Genomic DNA, 26,604 nt, shown 5'->3' with positions numbered 1-26,604 from the left:
GACGGGCACATGAGCAGCATCAGCAGGCGGGCGCTCCTCGCGGGTGCCGCCGCGACCGCGCTGGCCACGACCACCAGGCCCGCGTGGGCGGCCCCGCTCGCCACCGCCGACGGCTTCGCCGGGGTGAACTCGCTCGGCCAGAACGGCACCACCGGCGGCGCGGGCGGCCCGGTCGTCACCGTGCGGGACGCGGACACGTTCCTGGACTACTGCGACCGCAACGAGCCGTACGTCATCCAGGTCGACGGGGTGATGCGGATCAGCAGCAAGCAGGGCGTGCGGTCGAACAAGACGATCATCGGGCTGGGATCCTCCGCCGAGATCACCGGCGGCGGCCTCGACCTGTACCGCAGGCAGAACGTGATCATCCGCAACCTCCGGTTCACCGGCGCGGAGGACGACGCGATCAGCATCCAGCAGTCCTCGCACCACGTCTGGATCGACCACTGCGACCTCAGCGGCGGCGCCGACGGGCTGATCGACATCGTCCGCGGCGCGGACTACATCACCGTCTCGTGGAACCACTTCCACGACCACAGCAAGACCGCGCTGCTCGGCCACTCCGACTCCAACGCGGGCCAGGACACCGGCAGGCTCCGGGTGACGTTCCACCACAACTTCTTCGACGGCACCGCGCAACGACACCCGCGGGTCCGCTTCGGCGAGCCGATCCACGTCTACAACAACTACTTCCGCAACAACACCCTCTACGGCGTCGCGTCGACCGAGAACGCGGGAGTGCTGGTCGAGGCCAACTACTTCGAGAACGTCCCCCACCCGATCTACTCCGGCTACGACGAGAGCGGGCCGGGGCGCGTGGTCGAGCGCGGCAACCTCTACGTCCGCTCCGGCACGCCCGAGACGCTCGGCACCGTGGTGGAGCCGCGCACCTACTACGCCTACACCCCCGACAGCGCCGCCAGCCTTCCCAGCACCGTTCCGGCGGGCGTCGGCGTCGGCCGGATCTGACAGGACGCGGAGGACCACCATGAGCCCCATCAACCGACGACGGCTGCTCGCGGGCACGGCGCTGACCGCCTTCGCCGCCACCACGACGCGCACCGCGTGGGCCGGCCCGGCCGCCGACGCCGTGGCCGACGGCTTCGCGGGCGTGACCGCGCTGGGCCAGAACGGGACCACGGGCGGCGCGGGCGGCCAGGCCGTCACCGTGACGACCGCGGCGGCGCTGCGGGACTACGTCGGGCGCAAGGAGCCCTACGTCATCTCGGTGTCCGGCCGCATCGAGGTCGACGGCATGCTGACCGTCGTCGCGAACAAGACGATCTTCGGGATCGGCTCCACCGCCGAGATCACCGGCGGTGGGTTGCAACTGGGCTCGACCACCCGGCCCGGCAACAACGTGATCATCCGCAACCTGCGCTTCACCGACGCCTCGGACGACTCCATCAGCGTCACCAACTCCGCGCACCACGTGTGGATCGACCACTGCGACCTGTCGCGCGGCTACGACGGCCTGCTCGACATCAAGCGGCAGTCCGACTACGTCACGGTGTCGTGGAACCACTTCCACGACCACAGCAAGGCCGCGCTGCTGGGCCACTCCGACACCTACACCGCCGACCGCGGCAAGCTGCGCGTCACCTACCACCACAACTTCTTCGACCGCACCGACCAGCGGCACCCGCGCGTGCGGTTCGGCGAGCCCGTTCACGTCTACAACAACTACTACCGCGGCAACTCCCTCTACGGCGTCGCGTCCACAGAGGACGCCGGGGTGCTGGTCGAGGCCAACTACTTCGAGAACGTCGCCCACCCGATCCTGTCCGGCTACGACAAGAGCGAGCCGGGCCGCGTCGTGGAACGCGGCAACGTCTACGCCGGCTCCGGCACCCCGCAGACGCTCGGCACCGTCGTCGAACCCCGCACCTACTACGCCTACTCGCTCGACAACGCCGCCGACGTACCAGCGCTCGTCACCGCGGGCGCGGGCGTCGGCCGAGTCCAACGGAGGACTTCATGAGGAGGACAAGCGCTCTCGCGCTCGCCGCGGTGCTCGTCGGCGGTGTCACGTCGGTGGCCACCGCGCCCGCGTCCGCCGAGGCCGCGCCCATCGGGTTCGCCTCGGTGAACGCGCTCGGCCAGAACGGGACCACCGGCGGCGCGGGCGGACCGGAGGTCACCGTCTCCACGGCGGCCGACTTCACCGCTGCCATCAAAGCCGACGGACCGCGCGTGGTCCGCGTGCAGGGCATGATCACGCTGACGGCGGGCATGTACGACGTCTCCTCCGACAAGACGATCATCGGCGTCGGCGCGAGCTCCGGCATCACCGGCGGCGGGCTGAACATCGGCCTGCCGGTCAGCTCGGTGACCACTCCCCCGGCGAACGCCGTGCACAACGTGATCATCCGCAACCTGGTGTTCCGCAACGCCAGCGACGACTCGATCAACGTGCAGATGTTCTCCCACCACGTCTGGATCGACCACAACGACCTGTCCGCGGGCAAGGACGGCCTGATCGACATCAAGCGCGGGTCCAGCTACGTCACCGTGTCGTGGAACCACACCCACCACCACACCAAGAACATGCTGCTCGGCCACGACGACGGCAACGCCGCGCAGGACACCGGGTACCTCAAGGTGACCTACCACCACAACTTCTTCGACCGGACGCCGCAGCGCAACCCGCGCACCCGCTTCGGCAACCCGGTGCACGTGTTCAACAACTACTACGTCGCCAACAGCGACACGGGCGTCGCCTGCCAGAACAAGTCCGGCTGCTGGGTCGAGGGCAACTACTTCGAGAACGTCGAGGAGCCGATGACGAACAGCTACGCGGGCCCGAAGGGCAGCATCGTCGAGCGGGACAACGTCTACGTCAACAGCGGCAAACCGGTGGTGGGCGGCAGCGTGGAGGACCCGCGCCGCTACTACGCCTACACCCTGGACACGCCGGCGAACGTGAAAACGCTGGTGACCCAGGGCGCGGGTACCGGCAAGATCTGAGCCCCGCACGTGCGGGCGGCTGTGGGCCGCCCGCACGTCGCCGTACGGGTCGTCGAACGCCGCTGCGGCTCCGCCACCGCGGTCGCGGACGGAGACTGCGTCTACCGCGGCTCGGCGGCGACGTGGGCGGACTTCCGCCCTGCCAGGTGGATCCCCAGATCGGTGCGGCCGGGCATCAGGTCCTCCCGCAGTGCGCGCGTGCCCGCGTAGTCGCCGTCGCGCAGGCGCCGGAACAGGCGCGCCTCCTCGTCGGCGACACCGCTGACCCTGGTGACCAGGCGCTCGACCTGGTGTTCGACCTCTTCAGGGCTGAGCGAATCGGCGTCGTGGACCACGTGCAGGTCCAGTGCCTCGATTCCGACGTACCAGAGAACACCGTGGGTGATCGGGAAGAGCAGGGAGTCGAGGTCGCCGCTGATCCCGCGCGGACCGATGGAGCGCTCGTCCTCGCCGGCGGTGACCACGACCAGCGCCTTGCGCCCGACCAGCCCGCCATCGCCGTACCGGCGCGGCACGCCGAGCTCCGGATCGAGATCGCCGTAGGCGAACCCGCTGGTGAGCACCCGGTCGAACCATCCCTTGAGGATCGCCGGCGGGCCGTACCACCACAGCGGGAACTGCACGACGAGCAGCTCGGCCGCCGCGAGCTTGGCCTGCTCCTCCCGCACGTCGGCAGGCAGCTGCCCCGCGGTGTAGGCCTCCCCCGCCAGCGCGGCGATGTTGCCGGGACGATCCGCGAGATCTCCCAGGTCACGTTCGGACAGCACAGGGTCGAAGCCCTGGGCGTGAAGATCCGACACCGCCACCTCGTACCGCTGCGACAACGCCTTGGTCCCGGCTTGCAGGAGACGGGCGTTCAGCGAGTCACGGCGCGGGTGCGCGTACACCCACAGGGCGTTCCCCGGCTTCGGCGGATGAGAGATGGTCATGTGTCACCTCGGTTCGTCGGTGGACTCGTCATCACACTCTGCAGTGAAGTCCAGACAAGCGTGCCGCGGAATGAGCGAACGTCCGAGGTTCATGCGTGCACGTCCGCGTCATCGAGAACCGCGGGTCGAGAAGTCACCCCGCGATCCACAGAGGACGGGCAACCAAACCGGCCTCCCATCGCATGGATAAGGGTGAGGGCGTCTGCTGGGGCGCCACTGATCCCCGGGGAGAGCCGCGGTGCGAGTGGGCCAGGTGATCGCGGTGGCGGTGTTCCTGCTCGCCCTGGTGGTCGTCGCGATTCCGGTGCTCGCGCTCCGCGACGCCGAACGACCTCAGGAGCAGCGTCCCACAGTGGTCCGCACGGACGACATGACGTGGCAGAGGACGCCTGCCCCTGTGTCGCCCTCGCCACCGCGGCCACCGGATGGGGGACGACGCTGAGCTGGGAAACCGAGTTCGCCGAACTCTTCGACCGGTGCGCGGACTCCATGCGGTTCACCGCTTATCTGCTGTGCGGCAACTGGCACGAGGCGGAGGACGTGATGCAGTCGGCGTTCATGAAGCTCTACCAGGCCGGACCGAAGCTGGCCGACCGCAGCGGGATCGAGGCATATCTGCGGCAGGTCGTCGTCCGCACCTTCCTCGCCGAACGCAGACGCCTGCGCTGGCGCAGGGAGGAGCTGACCGACGCACCTCCCGAGGAGATCTTCACCGCGCCCGGTGCCGAGGACGGCCTCGTGGTGTGGGAGGCGTTGTCCACCTTGCCCGCACGCCAGCGTGCGGTGCTGGTGCTGCGGTACTGGAACGACATGAGCGTGGAGGACGTCGCCGCCGCGCTCGGTTGTTCTTCCGGCACCGTGAAGTCGCAGAGCAGCAAGGGGCTGCTGACGTTGCGGCGCAAGCTCGGCCCCGGGTTCGACCGGTCGCGGCAGGAGGCCTGATGGTGCACGAAGACGAACTGAGAGCGATCTTCTCCGCACTGCGGTCGCAGACGGCGCCGCCGAGTTCCAGCTCCGCCACCGACCTGATCCGGCGCAGCCAGGCGAACCGGTCGCGGCGCCGTGGCGCAGCGGTGGCGGGAAGTGTCGTCGCCACGGCGGGGGTCCTGGTGCTGGCGCTGGCCTTCCTGCCTGACGCCCCCAGCAGACCGGTGGATCCAGGCCCCTCCCTGCGGACACCGGCCTCGACGACCGACAGCGTGCTCACCACTCCCAAGGGAGCGCCTGGCTCGTACCGCACGACGCCGGGCCTCCCTGTCACCACCACGGGCGTGGCACCACCGGCGACATGACGGCCGGCCTCGTCCGGGCAAGTCGAATCGACGCGGTCTTCGACAGTTCGCACGTACCCAGAAAAGGAAATACCGCTGCGGAATTGCGGGCATGACCAGCTGCATTTGTTCTTCTGCACGTTCATGCGGTCATTCGACGATCTGCTCGTCCTATTGACATCCGGGTAAATTGGGAGCGCTCCCACAATCCTGTCATTGGAGTAGTCATGCGAATGACCTTCCGTGCCGTTGCCGCCGCGGGTTTGCTGGTCGCGAGCACGTTCGTCGCGACAGCGGGCCCGGCCCACGCCGACGTGACCATCTGCGACCAGTACGGGTCGACCACCATCCAGGGCCGTTACGTGGTGCAGAACAACAGGTGGGGCACCTCGGCCCAGCAGTGCATCAACGTCACGTCGTCCGGCTTCCAGATCACCAGCCAGCAGGGCTCGTCCCCGACCAACGGGGCGCCGGTGTCGTACCCGTCGGCGTTCCTCGGCTGCCACTACACCAACTGCTCCCCCGGCTCCACGTTGCCGATGCAGGTCAGCCGGATCCGCAGCGCCACGTCGTCGATCAACTACCGGTACGCCGGCGGCACCTACAACGCCTCGTACGACATCTGGCTCGACCCCACGCCGAAGACCAACGGCGTGAACCAGATGGAGATCATGATCTGGTTCAACCGCCAGGGCTCGATCCAGCCGATCGGCAGCACCACCATCGGCGGGCGCAACTGGCAGGTGTGGCGCGGCAGCAACGGTTCCAACAACGTCATCTCCTACGTCGCGCCGTCGCCGATCAACTCGTGGTCGTTCAGCGTGCTCGACTTCATCAACGACGTGCGCGCCCGCGGAGCGATCACGAACTCGTGGTACCTCACCAGCATCCAGGCCGGGTTCGAGCCGTGGAACGGCGGCGTCGGCCTGGCGGTCGACAACTTCTCGGCCTCCGTCAGCGGCTGAGCCGCGGAGGACCAGGCCGTGCGAGCGGCTCGACCTACACCGCGGCGGCCTCCTGGCCCACCGGGAACCGCACGCCGGTGAGTTCCTCCGATGCGGCCCAGAGGCGCCGCTGCACGGTCAGGTCGTAGGAGTCGGGACTGGAGGTCACCACCCTCGGGTGGCCGCGCCGCTCGGCCAGGCCGTCGGGTCCGTAGTACTGCCCGCCGAGGACGGACGGGTCGGTGGCAGCCCGCAGGGTGGGCAGTGCGCCCGCCGCCGCGGGCTGGGTGAGCAGCGGAGCGAGCCAGGTGATCAGCCGGCGGGCGGCCGGCGGGGTGTTGCGGGCCAGTTCGGTGTTGGAGATGCCGGGATGCGCGGCCACCGCGACGGTGGTGCCGTGCGCGGCGAGCCTGCGCTGCAGCTCGTAGGTGAACATCAGGTTGGCGAGCTTCGACTGGCCGTAGGCGCCGGCCCGGCTGTACGAGCGTTCCCACTGCAGGTCGTCGAAGTGGATGGCGGCGCGGATGCGGTGACCGGTGCTGCTGACCGTGACCACCCGCGAGCCGGGCACCGGCAGCATCAGGTCGAGCAGCAGCCCGGTCAGTGCGAAGTGGCCCAGGTGGTTGGTGCCGAACTGCATCTCGAAACCGTCGCGGGTGGTCTGCTTCGGGGTGTACATCACGCCGGCGTTGTTGATCAGCAGGTCGATCCGCGGGTGGGTGGCGCGCAGGCCGGCCGCGGCGGCGCGCACCGATTCGAGCGAGGTCAGGTCGAGTTCCCGCACGGAGACGTCCCCGTTGATCCTGGCGGCGGCCAGCTCGCCCTTCTCGGTGTCGCGCACGGCCAGGACGACCGCCGCCCCGCGCTCGGCGAGCCGCCGTGCGGTCTCGAAGCCCAGCCCGGTGTTGGCGCCGGTGATCACGGCCACCCGGCCGTCCTGGCGCGGGATCTGCTGCTCGGTCCAGTTCGTCATCGCCGTCTCCTAAGGTACCGCTGGTAACTTACAGCGGAAACGCTAATGTACCGCCGGTACACTGTCAAGGTACCGGCGGTACCCAAGCTAGGATCGGTGTCATGACGTTCCAGCGGGCACGCACCGAAGAGCAGCGCGAGGTCCGGCGTCGAGCGATCCTGGAGACGACCTCAGCGATGCTCGACGAGATGCCGGTGGCCGAGGTGACCCTGAACGAGCTGAGCCGGCGGGTCGGCCTGGCCAAGACGGCGGTGCTGCGCTACTTCGAGTCCCGCGAGGCGGTGCTGCTCGACCTGATGGACGACCGGACGGCGACCTGGCTGGCCGCACTGGAGCAGGAACTGGCCGGTGGCGTCGACCTGGACCGGTCCGCCGTGGAACGGGCGGAACAGACGGCCGACGTGCTCAGCCGGTCGCTCGCCGCCCAGACCGCGCTCTGCGATCTCTACGGCGCGCAGGGCGGGGTGCTCGAGCACAACGTCTCGGTCGAGGTGGTCCGCCGGCACAAGCGGGCCTCGTTCGGCAACCTCGCGGTGATGGCCGGCCTCGTGCGGCGGTACCTGCCCGAGGCCGGCGACCACGCCGAGCACTTCTGCCTGACCGTCCTCCTGGTGGCCGGCGCGCTGTCCGCCTACACCTCGCCGCCGCCGAGCCTGCTGGCCGTCTACGAGTCCGAACCGGCACTCGCGGTCCACCGCGTCGAACTGCGGGACGCACTGCGAATCGCCATCACCACCTCGCTCTTGGGCGTCCTGCCTCGCTCCTGAGCCCACCCGCCGCCAGAATCGTCAGGAGATCTTGCGGCGGTAGGTGAGCGTGGCGAAGCCGTAGGCGACGACGAGGATGCCGACGCACCAGGCGAGGGCGATCCAGATGCCGGTACCGACCGGCTGCTCCGTGTACAGGGCGCGGATGGCGTTGACGATCGACGTCACCGGCTGGTTCTCGGCGAAGGCGCGCACCGGGCCGGGCATGGTCTCGGTGGGCACGAAGGCCGAGCTGAGGAACGGCAGGAAGACGAGCGGGTAGGAGAACGCGCTCGCGCCGTCCACGGACTTCGCGGTGAGACCGGGGATGACGGCGAGCCAGGTCAGCGCCAGGGTGAACAGGACCAGGATGCCGGTGACCGCGAGCCACGCCGCCACTCCCGCCCCCGAGCGGAAGCCCATCAGCAGCGCGACGAGCACGACGATGACGAGCGAGATCGTGTTGGCGACCAGCGAGGTCAGCACGTGCGCCCACAGCACGGACGACCGCGCGATCGGCATGGACTGGAACCGCTCGAAGATCCCGCTCTGCGTGTCCAGGAAGAGCCGGAACGCGGTGTAGGAGATGCCTGAGGCGACCGTGATGAGCAGGATGCCGGGCAGCAGGTAGTTCACGTACGAGGCGGAGCCGGTCCGGATCGCGCCGCCGAACACGTAGACGAACATCAGCATCATCGCGATCGGCGTGATGACGGTCGTGATGATGGTGTCCAGACTGCGCGTGATGTGCCGCAGTGACCGTCCCAGCAGGACGGTCGTGTCGATGAAGAAGTGTTTGGTCATCGTCGCTCCCCGGTCGACGTCGTGTCCTTGCGGGCACCGACGAGCGCGAGGAAGACGTCCTCGAGGGTCGGTTGTTTCTCCACGTACTCCCGCTTCGCGGGCGGGAGCAGCTGCTTGAGCTCGGCGAGGGTGCCGTTCACGATGATGCGGCCCTCGTGCAGGATCGCGATCCGGTCAGCGAGCTGTTCCGCCTCGTCCAGGTACTGCGTCGTGAGCAGCACCGTGGTGCCCTGGCCGGCGAGCTCCCTGATGGCCTGCCACACCTCAAGGCGCCCCTCGGGGTCGAGGCCGGTCGTCGGCTCGTCGAGGAAGATGACCGACGGGTTCCCGACGAGGCTCATCGCGATGTCGAGGCGGCGGCGCATGCCGCCCGAGTAGGTCGACACCCGCCGCGCGCCCGCGTCGGTCAGGGAGAACCGGGCCAGCAGGTCGTCCGCGATCCTGCCGGGGCCCTCGAGGTGTCGCAGCCTGGCGACCAGCACCAGGTTCTCCCGGCCGCTCAGGATCTCGTCGACGGCCGCGAACTGGCCGGTGAGGCTGATGGACTCCCGCACGTCCGCGGCCTGCGTCGCGACGTCGAAACCGTTGACACCGGCCGTCCCCGCGTCGGCTTTCAGCAGGGTGGAGAGGATCTTCACGACGGTGGTCTTGCCCGCGCCGTTCGAGCCGAGCAGCGCGAAGATGCTGCCCCGCTCCACGTCGAAGTCCACGCCGCGCAACACCTCCAGCGCCTTGTACGACTTCTGCAGGCCTTGCACCCGGATTGCGGGTTGTGTCGTCATTGGACGCTCCCCTGTGTCACGCACGTTCATGCTTCTCCTGAGTAGGCGGTGTTTCAGGCCCATGTGACCGGGAGCTCGTGGACGCCGTAGATGTGCGTGTTGGTCTTGAGCTTCACGTCGCCGGCGGGAACGGCGAGCTGGAGAGCCGGGAAGCGGCGCAGCAGTCCCGCGAACCCGGCGCGCATCTCGATGCGGGCCAGCTGCTGGCCCAGGCACTGGTGGATGCCGTGACCGAAGGCGACCTGACCGCGGACCTTGCGGTGCACATCCAGGACGTCCGGGTTCTCGAACCTCTGCGGGTCGCGGTTGGCGGCCAGCAGCGAGACGACGACCGTCGAGCCCTCGGCGATCGTCTCGCCGCCGAGCTCGACGTCCTCGGTGGCGTAACGGAAGAAGATGTCGGCCACCGACAGGTACCGCATGAGCTCTTCGACGGCGTCGGGGAGCAGGTCCGGAGCGTCGCGGAGCTCGGCCAGCTGCGCGGGGTGTTCCAGGAGCGCGAACGTGCCCAGCGCCAGCATGTTCGCGGTGGTCTCGTGCCCCGCGAGCAGCAACAGGAACGCCATGCCGGTCAGCTCTTCGATGGTGAGGTCCTCGTCGCGGGCCAGGTCGGAGAGGATGTCCTCACCGGGTGCGGCGCGCTTGCCCGTGACCAGCTCGGTGAGATACCCGAACATCGCGCCGACCGCGGCGATCTTGTCGTCGAGGGTCACGTCCCTTTCCATGAACTTCGAGGAGTTCGACTGGAACGTCTCGCGGTCCGCGTAGGGGACGCCGAGCAGCTCGCAGATCACCAGTGACGGCACCGGCAGCGCGAACTCGCGAACCAGGTCGACCGGCGGGGTGAGGCGAGCCAGTTCGTCCAGCTGCCGCTCGGTGATCGCGATGACGTTCTCCTCGAGCTGCTTCATCCGCTTGACGGTGAAGGCGCCGGTGAGCTTGCGCCGCAGGCGGGTGTGGTCCGGCGGGTCCATGCTGATGAACAGGCCCGGCGTCTGCGGGGACGGCTCGGTGGCGGCCGGCATGCCCGGCGTCTCGTACGGCACGTGGATCACGCCGATGTCCTGGCGGTTGCTGAACCGGGTGTCGGACATGACCTGGCGCACGGCGTCGTAACCGGTGACCAGCCAGCCCTCGTGACCGTCGGGGAACACCATGGGGCTGACGGGCCGGGTCGCACGCACGGCGGTGATCTGGCTGGGCGGGTCGAACGGGCCCGCGTCGCGTTCCGTCGGCAGGCCCTGGAGCGCGGAAGCCGTGTGGCTCATCGGATTCCCTTCGTGGTGGTTGTCGCCACCACGGTCACCGACGAGCCGAACACGGGACTGACACGGCGCTGACACGGGCCGTTCCGGGCGTGTCAGGGAGCGAGCGCGACCGCCACCAGCTCGGTCCAGCCGGTCTCCGCACCCACCCGAGTCGCCTCGGCGAACGCCGCGTCGCCGAGACGACTTCGCGCTGTCCGCTCGATCCGGTCCGCGTCGGGGTGCGAACGGTCCGGCAGTCCGCGCACGGCGGTGCTCGCCGCGAGCAGCTTCGCGGCCTGTTCGTGCTGGTCGCGGCGCAGCGCCAGGTCCGCGACCGAGACGAGCACATGCGCGATCGTGGGCGCGTACCCCACCTCGGCCGCCGCCTGGCACGCGCCGGTCAGGAACTCACCGGCCTCGTCGAGATCGTCGGTCAGGCAACCGAACAGGACGTGCGTCGCGGCGCGGATGGTCACCTGCCTCCCTGCGGGTCCCCACACGGCTGTCGCGACGCCGAGCTGTTCGTACGCCGCTGCGGCGTCGCCGCTCCACCGGGCGAGGTCCGCCTTCGCCAGGGCCAGCATGGCGAGTGCATCCGGCCAGGTGACGCCTTCCGCACAGCGCTCGGCCTCGGCCATCGCCGCCGCGCTCGCGTCCTTGTCGCCCAGCAGCCAGTACAGCTGGGCCTGCCGCGCACGCATCCGGATGACGTCGTCGACGGCCCCGATCTCGCTGATGACGGTGATCGCCTCTTCGTAGTGCTCGCACGCCTCGGCGAACCCGCCGCGCGTGGCGATCCGGTCCGCGAGCTCGGTCAGGGCGAAGGAGATCCCGAACCGTTCGCCGAGAACCCGGAACTCGACGAGCGCCTCCTCCAGGAACTCGTCCGCCTCCCGCCCTGCCTGGCCCATCGCGATCCGCATCTTGCCGAGGTGCAGCCGGCCCAACGCGCGCACCCAGGGATCCTCGCTGTCCAGCGCCACCGTCCACGCGGACGGACCCGCGTCCGGCTCCCGCAACATGTGCTCCAGCGGGGCGATCAGTTCCAGCACCGGGTGGTGGGCCTGACCGCGCCGGAAGAGCTCGTAGGTCTTGTGGACCCACTCCGCGGCCTGGCGTTCGTCGCCCAGGCCGGAGCTGATGAACGTCACGACGAGGCCGTACACCCAGGCCCGGATGTCGTCGGGCACCTCGCCCGGCGTCTCGGTGGCCGCGAGGATCAGCTCCAGGCCCTCGGACTTGTGCCCGACGAGCCACCAGTACCAGCCGGCGCCCGCCGCGAGCCGCATCGCCGCGTGGGCGTCCCCGGCCGCGAGCGCACCGCGCATCGCCGTGCTGATGTTGTCGTGCTCGGCGTTGAGGGTGGCGATCCAGGTCAGCTGCTCGACGCGGAGCAGGTGCGGAGCCGCGGCGTCCACGAGCTCGGTGAAGTGGGCAAGGTGCGCCCGCCGCGCCAGTTCCGACTCCCCCGCCTCGGCGAGCCGGTGCGCGGCGTACTCCTTGATCGTGCTCAGCATCCGGTACCGAGGTGCGCCGTCGTCACTGACGACCAGCAGCGACTTCTCGGTCAGGGAGGTGAGCAGGTCCAGGACCTCGTACTCCTCCCCCGCGCAGACCCGCTCGGCCGCTTCCAGGCTCGTGCCGCCCGCGAACACCGAGAGCCTGCGCAGCACCACCCGTTCGGCGTCGGTCAGCAGCTCCCAGCTCCAGTCGACCATCGCGCGCAACGTCCGGTGCCGGGGCAGCGCGGTGCGGCTACCGCCGGTCAGCAACCGGAACCTGTCGTCGAGCCGGGTAGCGAGCTGGTCGAGGGACATGGTGCGCAACCGGGCCGCGGCCAACTCGATCGCGAGCGGCATCCCGTCCAGTGCCCGGCAGACGCGCGCCATCGTCGCCAACGTGCCCGCGTCGGCCACACGGTCGGTGCGCACGGCGGCCGCTCGGTCCCGCAGCAGCTGAACGGCCGGTGCGTTCTCGATCGCGGTGAAGTCGGCGTCCTCGTCGGGCAGGGCCAGCGGACCCACCGACCACAGCGCCTCACCGGTGATGCCGAGCGGTTCCCTGCTGGTCGCCAGGACGCGCAGCCGGCGGCACTCCCCCAGCAGCCGGTGGGCGAATGCCGCCGCCGACTCGATCACGTGCTCGCAGTTGTCCAGGACGATCAGCGCCTCGCGGTCCCGGATCGCGGTGATGAGCCGCTCCACCGGTTCCGCGTTCACCGCTTCACCGAGCAGCGCGTCCCGGAGACCGAGAGCGGCGAGCGTCGCCTGCGCCACGTCGCTCCCCTGGCCGAGGGGCGCGAGCTCCACCAGCCAGACCCCGTCCGGCAGGTCGCCGAGCAGGGTGCGGCCGGTTTCGCCGGCCAGCCTGGTCTTCCCCGAGCCGCCCGGTCCGATCAGGGTCGTGAGGCGGTGACCCGCGACCAGCTCCCGCACCGCGGTGACGTCGGCGTCCTTGCCGATGTAGCTGGTCAGCTCGGCACGCAGGTTGGTCCTGCGGTTCTCCTCCCGGCGCCCGACCTCGCCGCGCAGCAACGCGACGTGCAACGCGGACAGCTCGGGCGAGGGGTCGACGCCCAGCTCGTCGGCCAGGGCCTCCCTCGTGCGCTGGTACGCGAGCAGCGCCTCGCTGTGGCGACCGGCCGCGGCGAGGGCGCGCATCAACGCGGCGACGAGCTTCTCCCGCAAGGGATGCGCGGCCACCAGGTCGGTCAGCTCGGAGACCAGCTCCGCGCCCCGGCCGAGGCCGATCTCCGCGTCGAACCGGTCCTCCACGGCGGTCAGGCGCAGCCCTTCGAGCCGGGTGGCCGCGGCGTCGAACGCCTCGCTGTCCTGCAAGCCGACGTCCTGCAGCGCGGGGCCCCGCCACAACTCGAGAGCGTCACGCAGCCGCTGCACCCGCAGCGATCCCTCGTCACCACGGGCACGGGCGCCGAGACGTTCGAACCGCACCGCGTCGACGGCGTCGGGATCCACGGCTAGGCGATACCCGTCGGTCAACCCTTCCACCGACGGATCCGGCAGCGCCTTGCGCAGGCGGGATACCAGGCGCTGCAAGGCGTTCGCCGCGTCAGCGGGTGGGTTCTCGCCCCAGATCCAGTCGACGAGCGCCGCCTTCGGGACCACGCGACCCGGTTGGAGCGCAAGGGCGATCAGCAGTGCACGCAGCCGTGCTCCTGGCACGTCGGCGAGAGTGCCGTCGTCCGCGCGAACCTCGAACGGCCCCAGAATCCCGATCTGCACCCGCCCGATCCTGCCACGGCCGGCCGGCAGTCCCCCGGACACCGGCCTCAGGCGGCAACGCGGTGGATGACGATGTCGTCGCGCCTGGTGCGGGCGTAGACCTTGACGTCGGGGGCGTCCTGCGTGGCCACGGAGCTGCGCACGAGGCCCTTCGTGCTCCTGGCGTCCACCGACGCGGTGATGCCCTCGCTGATGCCGACCTCGATGCCACCCGAGGCGTTCATCAGCTCCGCCTGCCCGCGCGTGAGCCTGCCGATCCGGATAGGACAGTCGGCGGCCTTGGCGACGACACTGCCCTCGGCGTCGTCGATGTCGAAGCTGCCGCCGGCGCTGCCGAGGTCGACGTCGGTGCGGGCGCGGCCGATCCACACCTCGCCGCTCGAGCCCTGGTACCGGACAACGCCCTCGACCTCGCCGATCCGCAACCCCGCGGTGCTGCCTTCCACCTCGGCGGCCCCGCCGACATGACCGATCTCGACGCCACCGGACCCGAGATTCCCCCGCAGTGCGCCGATGCGGTCCAGCCGAACGCGCCCGGACGCGAGGTTCAGCTCGCAGTCGCCGAGCTGACCGGCCGCGAGAACCTCGGTCCACGCCGCGTTCAGCACCAGTGCCGATCCGACGGGCAACTCGATCGTGATGGCGACCGAACCGCTCTTGTCACCCGACTTGGTCGTCTTGACGGCGAGGACGCCGCCGGAGAAGTCGACCCTGGTCTTCTCGGCCACCTTCACGTCCGTGGAGTTCGCGCTGTTCACGGGCTCGACTCGCACAACCGTGTCCTGCCGCTCGCTCGCGATGATCCGGACCCTGGCGCCGGCGGTGGTCAACGTCGTCGTGATCGGCTCCAGCGTGGTGAACGTGGGCATGTCGTGTCTCCCTTGCCTGGCTTCGTGGTTGTTGCGACCACGTTCGCCAGCTGGGCGGACACACGGCTGTCACGGCCCTGACACCGGCGGCTTCGCCGGTGTCAGGGCCGTGGACCCGTCACTCCGATGATCTTGCCGCTGCTCACCGGGGACCGGCCGTCCAGGAGCTGCCGGAGGTCGGCCGCGTCCTTGACCCGGCGCTGGGCCCGGTACAGCTCGATGGCCTGCAGCCACGCCGTTCGCGCCCGATCGTGGTGTCCGAGGTCGTGGTGGGTGCGGCCGAGGCGCTCCAGGACGTTCGCTTCGAGGTAGTCGTGCCCGATCTCGCGGAACAGGGCGAGTGCGCGCCGGTAGTGGTCGAGGGCCTGGGACAGGTCGCCGGTGTGGTGGGCGACGTAGCCGAGTGTGTCGAGGGCGTCCGCTTCCACTTCGCGGTCGCGATGGCGCCGAGCCAGCGTCAGCGAGGCCTCGCAGTGGGTACGTGCCTGCTCGTAGCTCCCGAGCTGGGCGTGGTCCCAGCCCACCTGGGCGTGTGCCCACGACACCTGGGCCGGCAGGCCGATGTCCTGGAACAGGCGGAGGGCGGGGACGGAGTGCTGCAACGCCCGCCCGTAGTCGCCGCGGCCCTGCCACAGACTGGCGAGCTTGTGGTGGGCGTGAGCCTGGCCGGGGAGGTCGCCCGTCTCCTCGCTGATGGCGAGAGCGCCGTGGAGCAGGGGCAGTCCTTCGGAGTGGAGCCCCAGTCCTCCGCACTCGTTGCCGAGATGTCTTCGGGTCATGGCCTGGGCATGCCTGTCGCTCGTGCGGTCCGCGGCGGCCACCGCCGCCCGCCAGGTGGTGAGGCCGTCCTGGTAGGCGCCCCGCCTGCGGAAGAACGTGTCCAACGACCAGGCCACGTACCAGACCTGGGCGTGCAGGTCCTGTTCCGCGGCCAGCTTCTGCGCCGCGAGGAGGTTCGGGAGCTCGGTGGTCAGCCATTCCGCGGCCGCCGTGTCGTCCTCGAACCCGAGCGGGACCGCGCCTTCGGCGGGTGCACCGATCGCGATCGCGTGGCGCAGCGGAGCGAGTGTGCGATCAGCGGCGTACGCGGTGTGCGCGTAGAAGTCGACCACTCGCTCGACCGCGGCGGTGTCGCGGTGCGCGCGTTCGGCCGCGTAGAGCCGGACGAGGTCGTGCATCCGGTAGCGGCCAGGAGCGTGCTGGCTGACGAGGTGCGCCTGTTCCAGTTCGCGCAGGCAGGCACGGGCGCGGGCCGGGGGCAGTGCGGTGAGGCTCGCGACGGCGGGCAGGCCGATGTCCGCACCGGGTGCGATTCCCACGGCACCGAACACGGCAGCCGCCTCGGCGGACAGAGCGTTGCAGGACCAGGAGAACACGGCGCGGAGGCTCGCCAGGTCCTCGCCGGCGTCCAGGGCGTCGAGCAGCTCGCTCTGCTCTCGCAGTTCTCCCACCAGTGCGGACAACGGGAAGTCCGGGTGCGCGGTGGCGCGGGCGGCCATGATGCCGATCGCCAGTGGCAGTCCCGCGCAGCAGGTCAGCAGCTCGGCCGTCACTCCGGGTTCAGCCGCAAGCCGGTCCTCGCCCAGGTGGGTCGCCAGAAGCCGTCGTGCCTCCTCGTCGGTCAGCCGGTCCAGGTTCAGCACCCGCGCGCCGTGCGCGGTGACCAGCCCGCTGAGGTGGCGGCGGCTGGTGACCAGCACGACGCAGGTCGAGCTCCCCGGCAGCAGCGGGGCCACCTGGGCGCTGTCCGCCGCGTTGTCGAGGAAGATCAGCATCCTCCTGCCGGCGACGAGGCTCCGGTACAGCCCGGCCTGCGCGTCCACACCGGTGGGGACGGCGGAGGGCGCGACGCCGAGCGCGTCTAGAAAGCCGCGCACCACCGCCGCGGCGGGCGTCGGCTGGCCGGTGGGATCGAAGCCGCGCAGGTTGACGTAGAGCTGGCCGTCGGGGAACCGGTCGAGGTTCCGGTGCGCCCATTGCGACGCGAGCCAGGTCTTGCCCATCCCGCCGAGCCCGCCGACCGCCGTGATCACCACGGTGTCCTGCCCCAGTGCGGCGTCGAGCTCGGCCAGTTCGAGAGCTCTGCCGGAGAACAGCCTCGGCTTGGCCGGAAGCTGTCGCGGCACCGCGATCGGCGGTCTGCGCGGCACGGTCAGCGCCGGATCCGTCACCAGGATCTGCTCGTGCAGACGGTGCAGCGGCGGGCTGGGATCGGTGCCGAGCTCGTCGGCCAGCCGCTTGCGCATCCGCTGGTAGTGGTCCAGCGCGTCGGCGGGGCGGCCGCTGCGGTACAGGGCGAGCATCAGCTGGCCCGCCAGGCGTTCGTCCAACGGGTTCTGCTCCGCCCACTCCGCCAGGTCGGGCAGCAGCAGTGCGGCGTGCTCGGGCCGTGCCAGGTGGCGGAGCTGGACGTCGACGAGCTCGAGCCGGACCGCGTGGCGGTGCTGGATCAGCGTGGCGCGCAGGGATTCCAGCCACGCCGTGGTCAGTCCGGCGAACGGTTCCCCTCCCCACAACCTCAGCGCCTCCTCCAGCAGCGTCGCGGCCCGGGCGTCGTCCTCGGCGGCGCGACCGTCGTCGACGAGCCGCCGGAACCGGTGCAGGTCCACGCTTTCCGGCTCGACGGTGAGCTGGTAGCCGGTCGACCTGCGCACGATCGTGACGCCCTCCGCGGGCGCCAAAGCGTTGCGGAGCATGGTCATGCTGTGCTGAACGGCGGCACGCGGCTTGCGCGGAAGGCGGCGCCCGCTCCAGATCCGGTCCACCAGCTGGTCGACGGACACCACCTGGTTCGCCTCGACCAGCAGCACCGCCAGCACTGACCGAAGCTGCCCGTAGCCGATGGCGATCGGCTCACCGCGGACCTGTGCGCCGACATCCCCGAGCAGACGGAACCGCACCGTCATCTGGCTTCCTCCCCGCGCCCCGGCAGCATGCTTACCGGGTCTGATCAACACGCTCAACCTCTGCCGTCACGCTGCGAACGTTCGGGCTAGGCGGTGCGGGCTGACCGCGCGGGGGGGGTTGCGCCCATCAGGGCCAGATCTGCCACCACTGGTCGTTGTAGCCGAGAATGCAGTTGTAGTTCACGGCACTCTCACCGTTGCCGCCCTTGTTGGACGGGACCGCGAGGCACCGGTTGCTCTTGTAGTTGCGCAACCGGTAGTGGACGTTGTCGGGCATGAGCTCGGGCAGCCACCACTGGTCGTACCAGCCGTCGACGCAGTCGTACTGCACGACCTTCGCGCCGTTGGCGGGGTTCGCGGCGGCGACGCAGCGATCGGTCCGCTGGTTGCGGATCCGGTAGTACCCCGGCGCGGCCTCGATGGGCTCGAACCGCCAGTACTGGTCGGTGTACGAGGTGTAGCAGTCGTAGTGGATCACCGGCTTGCCGTTGCGGTTGTCCGCCGAGTTCACCGCGAGGCACTTGCGGTGGTAGTTGTTGATCAGGTTCTGGTACGTGCCGGGGTTGATGCCCTGCACCACCGGCGTTTGCTGCTCCGCGGCCACCGCGGCGGCCGGTACCAGGAACAGCGCTGCCGACGCGGTCACCGCGAGCGCCAACGCCTTGCGCAACCAGGTTCTCATCCATCCTCCAGGAAGCGAGGCCGGTCTGACCCGCACAGCCTCACCACCGCCGCGTTCGCGGTTCGTTGGCCGCGGTTGAACGACCTGCTCACGCCCCGTTCCGCAGTTCTCAGAGAGCTCTGATACGCGGTCGCTAGCGTGAGCCGGAGCGTGTTCGCGCCGACTTCGGGAGGTTCAGTGGAAATGATGTCTCGGATCACGAGATCGGTTCTCGTCCTGGCCTCAGCGCTCCTGGTGTCCCTGGTGGGCACGTCCGCCGTCGCGACGGCGCAGACAGCGCCGCAGGGCCATACGTGGCATCTGGAGCAGTTCGACAGGACCAGCCGGATGTGCGTTCAGCAGGGTCCCGACGGGAGGACCCACGCCTCGTACTTCTTCTTCGTGGTGAGCGGGAAGTGGGCCACCGACCTCGAGTTCGGGATGCGCGACCTGCCTCCCGGCTGGACCGCCACCGAGCACCACCTCCCGCCGGGCTCCAACCTCCACGACTCCGACGGTTCGATCAGGGTCAACGGGTTCGTCGGCGTGCAGGGACCCGCGTCAGTGCCGCTGGCCACCTACCGCGCGCACATCTGGGTGTCGGACGGGACCGTGACCGAGACCCTCCCCACCGACATCATCGTCACCACCGAGTCCTGGGTGGACTGCATGAACCGCGGGTGAAGCCGCGCCACTGGTCCGGCGGGCCCCCACGCCCGCCGGATCGGGGCACCATCAGCGGGGTGCCCGCACGACGACACCGTCCTCGTCGCTGAAGACCTCGGCTCCCGGCGTGAAGGTGGCGCCGCCGAACGTGACGGGGACGTCGCGTTCACCGGCACCGGTCCTGGTGCTCTTGCGCGGGTTGGATCCGAGGGCCTTGACCCCGATGTCCAACCCCGCCAAGGCGACGACGTCGCGCACCGCGCCGTTGATCACCACGCCGGCCCAGCCGTTGCCGGTCGCGAGGCCCGCGATGACGTCACCCACGAGCGCGCGGTGCAGTGAGCCGCCGCCGTCGACGACGAGCACCCTGCCTTCGCCCGGCTCGCTGAGCACGGACTTGAGCAGGGCGTTGTCCTCGTGGCAGCGGACGGTCACCGCGGGGCCGCGGAAACGGGTGCGTCCGCCGTACTGGCGCAACTGCAGGTCGCACGAGTCGAGGTCGTCGCCGAACTCGTCGTACAGGTCGGCGGTCGCGAAGGTGTCAGATGTCATCTCGGGCTTCTCCGTTGTCGGTCGGTGGCCGGTCGTTCTGCTGGAGGCGTCCTGCCGCGACCCCGGCCGCGGTCAGTCCCACAGCGGTCAGCACGAGGACGCCGGAGGCTCCGCCGCCTGCCGCGAGCAGACCCGCCGCGCTCGGGACGACGACCTGGCCGACGCGGTTTCCGGTGAGGCGCAACGACATGGCGCGACCTCGCAGGCCGGGCGGGGTGGACTCCGCGAGCCAGGACATCGTGAGCGGCTGGCCGACACCGAGGCCCAGGCCGATGGCGAGGACCACGAGGGCGAGCAGCCACACCGGCATGGGCACCGCCGCCGCGAGGAGACCCGCCGCGGCCAGCGAGACGCTGCCCACCAGCAGGGTGCGGCGGCCCAGCCAGGCGGCGAGCCGTCCCAGGAACAGGCGCGAGCCCATGGACGCCACGGCCCGGAGGGTCAGCAGCACGCCGACGGCACCGGAGGCGATCCCGCGTTCGGCTCCCAGCGCGGGCAGGTAGACCAGGGTGATGTCGACGGCCGCGATCACGACGCAGCTGACCGTGAGGGCGCGGAGCAGACCGGGACGGCGCAGGAGGTCGCGCAGTCCGGCGGGTTCACCGTCCACTGTGGCCGGACGGCCGGCGGCGGGCGGGCGCAACGCGATCGTGACGCCCAGCAGCACGAAGGTGATCGCGATCGTCACGCCGAAGATCGTGTCGGTGTGCGGGATCGTCCGGGCGCCGCCGAACAGCAGGATCAGCCCCGGACCGATGGCCTGGCCGAGCGAGGCGGCGAACGTGTAGTAGCCGAACGCGGCGTCGTAGCGGCGCGGTGCGGTCACGTTCGCGACGAGCGCTTGTTGCGCGACCACGGAGCACAGGTGCCCGGTGCCCAGCAGCACACTGCCGGCCAGCAGGCCCGCCACGCCGCCGCCGAGGAACACGAACACCACGGCGGAGGCGCACATCAGAAGCGCGCCCGCGAGCAGCACCCGGCGTTCGCCGAACCGGTCGACCGCCTGTCCGGACGGGATGGCCAGCACCAGCGGTGCCACCGCGAACGCGGCCGAGAGCACACCCAGCCAGGCTGACGCGACACCCAGTTCCAGCGCCCGGTAGGTGGAGGTGGGACGCAGCACGAACGTCACGAGCTGGACGAGCACGGTGTGCGGGAGCAGGAGTACGAGCAGTCCGCGTGCCGGCTTCCGCTCGTCGGCGCCGCTCAGGGCAACGCTCGAGGTGTCGCGACCGGGCTCGCACCCAGGCGTGACGCGGCCTTCGCCCCGAGGCTGGTGGAGATGTGCTGGTGCATCACGGCCGCGGCCGCGTCGGAGTCGCCCGCGATGACGTGCTCCACCAGCTGGTGGTGCTCCACGGCCTTCTGATCACGTTCCTCCTGCCCGGGCACCACCTCCAGGCCGAGCCTGCGGTAGCGATCGGCCTTGTCCCACAGGCCGTCGAGGGTGGCGATGAGCAGGTCGTTGTGCGACGCCCGGTACAGCGCGGCGTGGAACCGCCGATGCGCGATCAGGTCGTCGACGCCGGGGTTGCTCGCCAGCGGCTCCAGGCCCTGCACCGCCGCGCGGATCTCGCGGATGTCGGCTTTGGTGCGCCGCTGTGCCGCGAGCGCGATCGCCAGCGGGTCGAGGGATCGGCGCAGCTCCAGCAGGTCGCGCGCTTCCTCCGCCGTCAGCTCGGTGACGCGGGCGTCGCGGTGGGCGTCGAGTTCGACCAGCCCCTCGGACTTCAGCCGCCGCAACCCCTCCCGCAGGGGTGTCGTGCTGATGCCGATGGTGCGCGCCAGGGTCGCCTGGTTGAGCACCTCCCCCGGCCTGAACTCACCGGACAGGATCTTCTCGCGCAGAGTCGTGTAAGCGAAGTCGCTCTTCGTCATGAAGGGCTCGGCGGGCTCCGCCATCACAGGACCTCCTCGGGACTCGTTATAACCTACACGTGACCTCAGCAGATTCGCCAGACGATCACTCTCCGCCAGCCCCGGCCCCACCATCTTTCAAAGTCGCGGGAGGACCCATAAACCCGCACTTCAGACACCTTCACGCACTGCTTGTCAGCGCTCGAAGCGCCCCACGACCACATGATGGATATAGGTTATAATTTGCAACCTTTCGCGGCCTTCTGCGCGGCAGTGGCGATGACCTCGGCGACCACACCGGCCTGCGTCGCGTACAGGGCGTGGCTCGCCGGGACGGTGGTGATCTCCGCACCGGTGCGCTTCGCCATGTGCTGCAGCATCTCCTGGTCGAACGCCTTGTCCTCGGTCCCGATGACGGCCCAGCTCGGCTTGTCGCGCCAGGCCGCGTTCGTCACCGGCGTCGAGAAGACGCTCATGTTGATGGGGACCTGCGAGTCCCGCAGGAAGGCGGCATCGGCGTCGCTCGCGTCCGCCGCGAAGCCGACCTTGAACATGTCAGGTCTGATGAAGCCGTACCCGTCCTCGCCCACGTCGATGACGAAGTCGGGTGTCGGGGCGAACCCGTCGTACTGCTGGGCGGTCGTCTCGCCCGCGTCCGGTGCCAGCGCCGACACGTAGACCAGGCCCGCGACCCCGGGATGAACTCCGGCCTCGGTGATGACCGTACCGCCCCAGGAGTGGCCGACGAGGATCGCCGGACCGTCCTGCAGGTCGAGCACGCGGGTGGTCGCCGCGACGTCGTCCTCCAGCGAGGTGAGCGGGTTCTGCACGATCGAGACCCGGAAGCCCCGGGCGGTCAGCTCGTCGTGCACACCTCGCCATCCCGAACCGTCGGCGAACGCGCCGTGCACCAGCACGACGTTCTTGATCTCCTGGCCAGCGGTCGTCATGAGGCTTCCCTTCCGTGCGTCGCTCCCGCGGTGCCGGAGCGGACCGAGTGGGTGGCGGCCTGGGCGTGCTCGTCGGCCGCATGTGCACCGTACACTAATATATTGGATATTAGTTGCCCTGGACGTGCGGAACCCCTCGAACCCCGGCGTTCGAACCCGCCTGGGCGCCGGAGGCGATGTCCTTTTGAGACGGTCTGAGACGTGTGCCGCGGGGAACAACGCGAGTTCGCTCGTTCGGCACCGGGTGCGTCGAGCACCGGATCGTGTGGTTCAACCTTATGGCCAATTGGTATGTACCACTTGCCTGGTCCTCGTCGTACGGTCTGCCCGCAATCACCCTGCGTGCAAGGAGCGGACATGAACCGCAAGCTCATCGCCGCCGCCACGGCGGCGGTCACAGCGGCCGGGCTGACCATCGCGGTGGCGCTGACAACCAGCGCCACCGCCGCCGACACGGCTGACCCTGCCATGCTGGCCGCGATGGCCCGTGACCTCGGCATCTCCTCGGAGCAGGCGCGCGAGCGCCTCGACGCCGAGAAGGTCGCGGGCCAGACCGACGCCGCGCTGAAATCCCGCCTCGGCCCGGCTTACGCCGGTTCCTGGCTGGACGGCACCGGCCACACCCTCACGGTCGCGGTCACCGACCCGGCGCTGGCTAGCGCGGTGCGTTCGCGCGGCGCCGTCGCCACGGCGGCCAAGCACAGCGCGTCCGCTCTGGACAGCGCGAAGATCAAGCTGGACGCCAAGGCCACCACCGCACCCGACGCCGTTCCCGGCTGGTACGTCGACGTGCGCGCCAACAAGATCGTCGTGCTCGCCCGGTCCGGCGGCGAGCCCCAGGCCAAGGCGTGGGCGGCCGAGGCGGGTCTGCAGGGCGACATCGTCGCCTTCGAGGCCAGCACCGAGGACCCGAAGCCGCTGATCGACGTCATCGGCGGCAACGCCTACGGCGTCCCCGGCGGCGGGCGCTGCTCCATCGGCTTCGCCGTCGAGGGCGGCTTCGTCACCGCGGGCCACTGCGGAGCCACGGGCGGCCGCACCTCCAACCCCGCCGGCACCATCCAGGGCAGCAGCTTCCCCGGCAACGACTACGCCTGGGTCCGCACCGACGCGGGCAACACCCCGCGCGGCCTGGTCAACCGCTACCCCGGCACCGTCCCGGTCGCGGGCTCCCAGGAGGCTCCGGTCGGTTCCTCGGTCTGCCGCTCCGGCTCCACCACCGGCTGGCGCTGCGGCACCATCCAGCAGAAGAACGCCTCGGTCACCTACCCCGAGGGCACCATCACCGGTCTGACCCGCACCAACGCCTGCGCCGAACCCGGCGACTCCGGCGGCTCGTGGCTGACCGGCGACCAGGCCCAGGGCGTCACCTCCGGCGGGTCCGGCAACTGCCAGAGCGGCGGCACCATCTACTTCCAGCCGCTGACCGAGATCCTGCAGGTCTACAACCTGCGCCTGGTGACCTCCGGCGGCCCGACCACCACCACCCCGCCGACCAGCACGACCACGACCACTCCCCCCAGCGGCACGTGGGCCCCGTACACCAACTACGGCGACGGCGCCCAGGTCACCTACGGCGGCGCGTCCTACCGCGTCATCCAGCCGCACACGTCCGTCCCCGGATGGGAGCCGCCCAACACCCCTGCCCTCTGGCAGCGGCTCTGACAGCACCCCTCTCCCGCCCGCTCCCCGACGGCTGCCCCCGCCGGGGAGCGGCTCGGGCGGGAAAGGTGTCCACAGTGGAACTTTCGCTCAGCGGAGAACTTCGCTTGGTGACACCGGATTGAACCCGGACGGCGGTGGGTAACAGGCGGTACACCACAGCTCGTCCGGAAGCGATCGGAAACACCCATGACCTCGCACGCGCCCGAAACCCTGTTCAGCCACCCCGAAGCACACCAGCCGCAGGTGGCGGCCGGTCCGGCCCGGTTGGACCAGCCGACCTGGACGAACCTGTTCCAGGAGCCGCCGGCAACGGCAGGTCCGTCCTCGGAGAACTGACCTCACCGGGGGATCAGGCCGCGGACGCGATCGGCCTGGAGTCGGCCAGCGGTGCGGGGAAGCGCGGTGCCTTGGCCACGCTGTGGAACCGGATGCGCAGCTTCAGCAGTTCGGCCAGCAGGGCGCGGGGCAGCAGCCTCGGCACGACGGACGGGACCCGCGGGTTCAACGGGACGATCGGCGGGATGATGGCGGCGAACAACCTCAGCGTGGCCGCGTCGGTGTGCGTGATGTCGTGCCGCAGCGCGCGAAGCATGTCGTCGCCCTGGCGCTTGAGGTGGTGCTTCGCCGCCTCCGGGCCGTAGATCCAGGTCGAGAGCCGGTACACGTTGAAGAGGCCTTCCTGGAGGTCCTCGGCGTAGCTGGGCAGGTCGGTGCTGATCTCGTCGTGGCCGCTCAGATGGCGGACGAGCGTGAACAGCCTCTCGTCGGGACGGATTCCGGCCAGCCGGTATCCGATTCGGAGCAGCAGAGTGGCGCCGGAGCAACGGGAGTAGCAGGTGCGCTGGATGAGGTCGGCGTCCAGCACCGCCCGGCCCTCCATGATGCTGCTCTCCAGGAGGAAGTAGTCGTCCAGCTCGGCGAGTGCGCCGAGGATCGCCGGTTCGTCGATCTCGTAGGCGCGCAGGATCTCCTCGATGCCTTCGCGCCACTGCGGGTCCGCGGTGCCGCCGTCCCGTTGCGCGTCCTCGTACTCGAAGTCGCCTCGGTAGACCAGTGCCTCGACGTGGAACAGCACCGGGGCGAGGAAGTCGAGCACCTGCCGCCGGACGCCTGCCCGGTCCAGCACCCGCAGGCACCAGACCGCGGCCTTGCTGCCCTTGAGCTGGTGACGCAGGTCGATGGTCGTGCGGCTCCAGCGCACCGGCATGTCGTCGCCGAGCACGGCCTGCACCCGGCGGCGCATACCGACCTCCGCGCGCCGTGCACTACCGCGGTAGAACTCGTGTTCCATGAGCACCTCCACTGAGTCAGCAAGGATCTGGGGTCACGTGAGTGCGAGGATCCGGTCGATCGTGTCCGGGAGGAACAGCTCGGCGGACACGTTGTCCGGGCCGACGATCGGAGCGATCTGGGGAGCGGCGAGCACCGGATCGCTGTGACAGACGGAGTTGTACGTGCGCCGGCGCGCCGCACCGGCCGGGGTGAAGGTGGCGGCGAGGTCGGTCTTCACCCGAGCGGTCACGCGCAGCCGCCGCAGTCGTTCGGTGCGCTCTTCCCCGTAGTGGGCGAAGGCCGCCGCCGACCAGTCCGGCCCCGCACGCAGGAGGTCGGTCACGATCCGCACGTCGCGCAGCGCGATGGAGAGGCCTTGGCCGATGATCGGGTCGTTCCACCCGGCGGCGTCACCGATCAGCACGACGCCCGGCGCGTAGGGGTGGTCGGTCCAGCTGTCGTTGAACGGGTGGAAGGCGCACGGCCGCACCGGACGGACAGCGGCGAACATTTCGCTGCCGGGGACGCAGCGGAACCGGAAGGCGTTCAGGAACCGCTCGTCGCGGTCCGGTCCGGCGAACCGTCCTTTCTGCGCGATGTCGTGCAGCAGGTAGAGCCGTGCCCGCCCGTTCTTGCGCGGCAGCACGAAGTAGTGCAGGTCGCCTTCCGTGCCCTCGGACAACTGGTCGGCGGGCCAGGCGTGCAGGTCGTCGACGAGCAACCCGCCGCACATCGTGCGCGGCTTGGTCTGGTGCAACGTGATGCCGAGCTGGCCGCGCACCGCGGAGGTCCGCCCGTCCGCGCCGACGATCAGCCTGCAGCGCAGTTCGTGGACGACGTCGTCGTGCTCGTAGCGCACCACCGGGGCATCGCCCGGTTCGATCTCGACGCGGCCGATGCCGCGGACCACGGTGGCACCGGCCGCCGCGGCGGCTCGGCTCAGCGCCTCGCACGCCTCCGGGTGCCCGACGTCCAGCATGCCCGGCACGCCGGGCACCATCTGGTCCAGCGAGGTGGCACCGGCCTCGGCCTGCACCGGCTCCGTCACCTCGTCGTAGGACAGCCCGCGCTTCACGTAGCAGCCGCCCGCGTCGAGCAACGGCTGTTCCAGGCCGAGGCGGACCAGTTCGGCCACACCCCAGCAGGCCATCACCTCGCCGCGCACCTTGTCCCGGTAGGTGGTCTGGCGTTCGAGCACGACCACCTGGAAACCGTCGCCCGCCAGCACCGCGGCCAGTGCGGAACCAGCGATGCCGCCTCCGACCACCACCACATCAGCCGACCCGCTCATTTCCCTTCCT

At 70.2% G+C, this 26,604-nt stretch carries 25 protein-coding genes; 10 read left to right on the top strand and 15 right to left on the bottom strand.

Annotated elements, in window-relative coordinates:
* Nucleotides 1-9: 9 nt before the first annotated feature.
* The 3 genes from ORI60_RS24695 to ORI60_RS24685 are packed head-to-tail and all read left to right on the top strand — an operon-like array spanning nucleotide 10 to nucleotide 2,967.
* On the top strand, nucleotides 10-969 hold the full coding sequence (locus tag ORI60_RS24695; RefSeq protein WP_266040194.1) for a pectate lyase family protein: 960 nt from the start codon (nucleotides 10-12) through the stop codon (nucleotides 967-969).
* A 19-nt stretch (nucleotides 970-988) separates the two neighbouring features.
* Entirely contained in the window at nucleotides 989-1,981 is a 993-nt protein-coding gene (locus ORI60_RS24690; RefSeq protein ID WP_266040193.1) for a pectate lyase family protein, read from the top strand.
* Nucleotides 1,978-2,967 carry a pectate lyase family protein gene (locus ORI60_RS24685; RefSeq protein ID WP_266040192.1) on the top strand — a complete coding sequence of 330 codons (990 nt, stop codon included), beginning with the start codon at nucleotides 1,978-1,980 and terminating at the stop codon, nucleotides 2,965-2,967. The genes ORI60_RS24690 and ORI60_RS24685 overlap by 4 nt, the downstream gene beginning before the upstream one ends.
* 101 nt (nucleotides 2,968-3,068) lie before the next feature.
* Here ORI60_RS24685 and ORI60_RS24680 read toward each other — a convergent pair whose 3' ends face one another.
* Nucleotides 3,069-3,896 (bottom strand): NAD(P)H-dependent oxidoreductase, encoded by an 828-nt coding sequence (locus ORI60_RS24680; protein ID WP_266040191.1) that lies wholly within the window; start codon nucleotides 3,894-3,896, stop codon nucleotides 3,069-3,071.
* Nucleotides 3,897-4,334: 438 nt separating this feature from the next.
* Between ORI60_RS24680 and ORI60_RS24675 the strand changes: the two genes are divergently transcribed.
* The 3 genes from ORI60_RS24675 to ORI60_RS24665 all read left to right on the top strand — a co-directional run bounded on the left by ORI60_RS24675 (nucleotide 4,335) and on the right by ORI60_RS24665 (nucleotide 6,132).
* Entirely contained in the window at nucleotides 4,335-4,838 is a 504-nt protein-coding gene (locus ORI60_RS24675) for a SigE family RNA polymerase sigma factor (protein ID WP_266040280.1), read from the top strand.
* Nucleotides 4,838-5,188: a hypothetical protein gene (locus tag ORI60_RS24670; protein WP_266040189.1), complete on the top strand. Its 351-nt coding sequence runs from the start codon at nucleotides 4,838-4,840 to the stop codon at nucleotides 5,186-5,188. Before ORI60_RS24675 ends, ORI60_RS24670 begins: the two co-directional genes overlap by 1 nt.
* Nucleotides 5,189-5,394: 206 nt before the next feature.
* Entirely contained in the window at nucleotides 5,395-6,132 is a 738-nt protein-coding gene (locus ORI60_RS24665; RefSeq protein WP_266040188.1) for a GH12 family glycosyl hydrolase domain-containing protein, read from the top strand.
* Nucleotides 6,133-6,166: 34 nt separating this feature from the next.
* Here the strand turns inward: ORI60_RS24665 and ORI60_RS24660 are convergent, their stop codons facing one another.
* Nucleotides 6,167-7,084 carry an SDR family NAD(P)-dependent oxidoreductase gene (locus ORI60_RS24660; protein WP_266040187.1) on the bottom strand — a complete coding sequence of 306 codons (918 nt, stop codon included), beginning with the start codon at nucleotides 7,082-7,084 and terminating at the stop codon, nucleotides 6,167-6,169.
* Between the two features lie 101 nt (nucleotides 7,085-7,185).
* Between ORI60_RS24660 and ORI60_RS24655 the strand changes: the two genes are divergently transcribed.
* Complete coding sequence (locus tag ORI60_RS24655; RefSeq protein WP_266040186.1) at nucleotides 7,186-7,851, top strand: TetR/AcrR family transcriptional regulator; 666 nt, start codon at nucleotides 7,186-7,188, stop codon at nucleotides 7,849-7,851.
* A gap of 21 nt (nucleotides 7,852-7,872) precedes the next feature.
* Here ORI60_RS24655 and ORI60_RS24650 read toward each other — a convergent pair whose 3' ends face one another.
* The 7 genes from ORI60_RS24650 to ORI60_RS24620 all read right to left on the bottom strand — a co-directional run bounded on the left by ORI60_RS24650 (nucleotide 7,873) and on the right by ORI60_RS24620 (nucleotide 18,362).
* Nucleotides 7,873-8,634, bottom strand: coding sequence for an ABC transporter permease (locus tag ORI60_RS24650; RefSeq protein ID WP_266040185.1), 762 nt, complete (start codon nucleotides 8,632-8,634; stop codon nucleotides 7,873-7,875).
* Complete coding sequence (locus tag ORI60_RS24645; protein ID WP_266040184.1) at nucleotides 8,631-9,416, bottom strand: ABC transporter ATP-binding protein; 786 nt, start codon at nucleotides 9,414-9,416, stop codon at nucleotides 8,631-8,633. The genes ORI60_RS24650 and ORI60_RS24645 overlap by 4 nt, the downstream gene beginning before the upstream one ends.
* A 53-nt stretch (nucleotides 9,417-9,469) precedes the next feature.
* Nucleotides 9,470-10,684, bottom strand: coding sequence for a cytochrome P450 (locus ORI60_RS24640; RefSeq protein WP_266040183.1), 1,215 nt, complete (start codon nucleotides 10,682-10,684; stop codon nucleotides 9,470-9,472).
* A 92-nt stretch (nucleotides 10,685-10,776) separates the two neighbouring features.
* Entirely contained in the window at nucleotides 10,777-13,905 is a 3,129-nt protein-coding gene (locus ORI60_RS24635; RefSeq protein ID WP_266040182.1) for a BTAD domain-containing putative transcriptional regulator, read from the bottom strand.
* Between the two features lie 47 nt (nucleotides 13,906-13,952).
* Nucleotides 13,953-14,774: a DUF4097 family beta strand repeat-containing protein gene (locus ORI60_RS24630; protein ID WP_266040181.1), complete on the bottom strand. Its 822-nt coding sequence runs from the start codon at nucleotides 14,772-14,774 to the stop codon at nucleotides 13,953-13,955.
* Nucleotides 14,775-14,875: 101 nt separating this feature from the next.
* Nucleotides 14,876-17,680: an AfsR/SARP family transcriptional regulator gene (locus tag ORI60_RS24625; RefSeq protein WP_266040179.1), complete on the bottom strand. Its 2,805-nt coding sequence runs from the start codon at nucleotides 17,678-17,680 to the stop codon at nucleotides 14,876-14,878.
* A 127-nt stretch (nucleotides 17,681-17,807) separates the two neighbouring features.
* Complete coding sequence (locus tag ORI60_RS24620) at nucleotides 17,808-18,362, bottom strand: RICIN domain-containing protein (protein ID WP_266040178.1); 555 nt, start codon at nucleotides 18,360-18,362, stop codon at nucleotides 17,808-17,810.
* Nucleotides 18,363-18,548: 186 nt separating this feature from the next.
* Here ORI60_RS24620 and ORI60_RS24615 point away from each other — a divergent pair, with 186 nt between their 5' ends.
* Nucleotides 18,549-19,025, top strand: coding sequence for a DUF5980 family protein (locus tag ORI60_RS24615; RefSeq protein ID WP_266040177.1), 477 nt, complete (start codon nucleotides 18,549-18,551; stop codon nucleotides 19,023-19,025).
* Between the two features lie 51 nt (nucleotides 19,026-19,076).
* On the opposite strand, the gene rraA is transcribed toward ORI60_RS24615, so the two are convergent.
* From rraA to ORI60_RS24595, 4 genes are all read right to left on the bottom strand, one after another.
* On the bottom strand, nucleotides 19,077-19,559 hold the full coding sequence (gene rraA / locus ORI60_RS24610; protein WP_266040175.1) for a ribonuclease E activity regulator RraA: 483 nt from the start codon (nucleotides 19,557-19,559) through the stop codon (nucleotides 19,077-19,079).
* Complete coding sequence (locus ORI60_RS24605) at nucleotides 19,549-20,706, bottom strand: MFS transporter (RefSeq protein WP_266040174.1); 1,158 nt, start codon at nucleotides 20,704-20,706, stop codon at nucleotides 19,549-19,551. Before ORI60_RS24605 ends, rraA begins: the two co-directional genes overlap by 11 nt.
* Nucleotides 20,707-20,765: 59 nt before the next feature.
* A complete protein-coding gene (locus tag ORI60_RS24600; RefSeq protein ID WP_266040173.1) occupies nucleotides 20,766-21,461 on the bottom strand; it encodes a GntR family transcriptional regulator in 696 nt (231 codons plus the stop codon).
* 191 nt (nucleotides 21,462-21,652) lie between these two features.
* A complete protein-coding gene (locus tag ORI60_RS24595; RefSeq protein ID WP_266040172.1) occupies nucleotides 21,653-22,366 on the bottom strand; it encodes an alpha/beta fold hydrolase in 714 nt (237 codons plus the stop codon).
* 357 nt (nucleotides 22,367-22,723) lie between these two features.
* On the opposite strand from ORI60_RS24595, the gene ORI60_RS24590 reads away from it, so the two are divergent.
* Nucleotides 22,724-24,031 (top strand): alpha-lytic protease prodomain-containing protein, encoded by a 1,308-nt coding sequence (locus ORI60_RS24590; RefSeq protein WP_266040171.1) that lies wholly within the window; start codon nucleotides 22,724-22,726, stop codon nucleotides 24,029-24,031.
* A 186-nt stretch (nucleotides 24,032-24,217) separates the two neighbouring features.
* Nucleotides 24,218-24,367: a hypothetical protein gene (locus ORI60_RS24585; RefSeq protein ID WP_266040170.1), complete on the top strand. Its 150-nt coding sequence runs from the start codon at nucleotides 24,218-24,220 to the stop codon at nucleotides 24,365-24,367.
* A 13-nt stretch (nucleotides 24,368-24,380) separates the two neighbouring features.
* Here the strand turns inward: ORI60_RS24585 and ORI60_RS24580 are convergent, their stop codons facing one another.
* Nucleotides 24,381-25,322, bottom strand: a complete 942-nt coding sequence (locus tag ORI60_RS24580; protein ID WP_266040169.1) for a hypothetical protein — start codon at nucleotides 25,320-25,322, stop codon at nucleotides 24,381-24,383.
* A 33-nt stretch (nucleotides 25,323-25,355) separates the two neighbouring features.
* Nucleotides 25,356-26,594 (bottom strand): FAD-dependent oxidoreductase, encoded by a 1,239-nt coding sequence (locus ORI60_RS24575; RefSeq protein ID WP_266040168.1) that lies wholly within the window; start codon nucleotides 26,592-26,594, stop codon nucleotides 25,356-25,358.
* Nucleotides 26,595-26,604 lie beyond the last annotated feature (10 nt).

This window comes from Lentzea sp. NEAU-D7 (assembly GCF_026242055.1).
Classification (GTDB): Bacteria; Actinomycetota; Actinomycetes; order Mycobacteriales; family Pseudonocardiaceae; genus Lentzea.
Note: the sequence above shows the minus strand (reverse complement) of the source record. Positions and strands in the feature narration are given on the sequence as shown.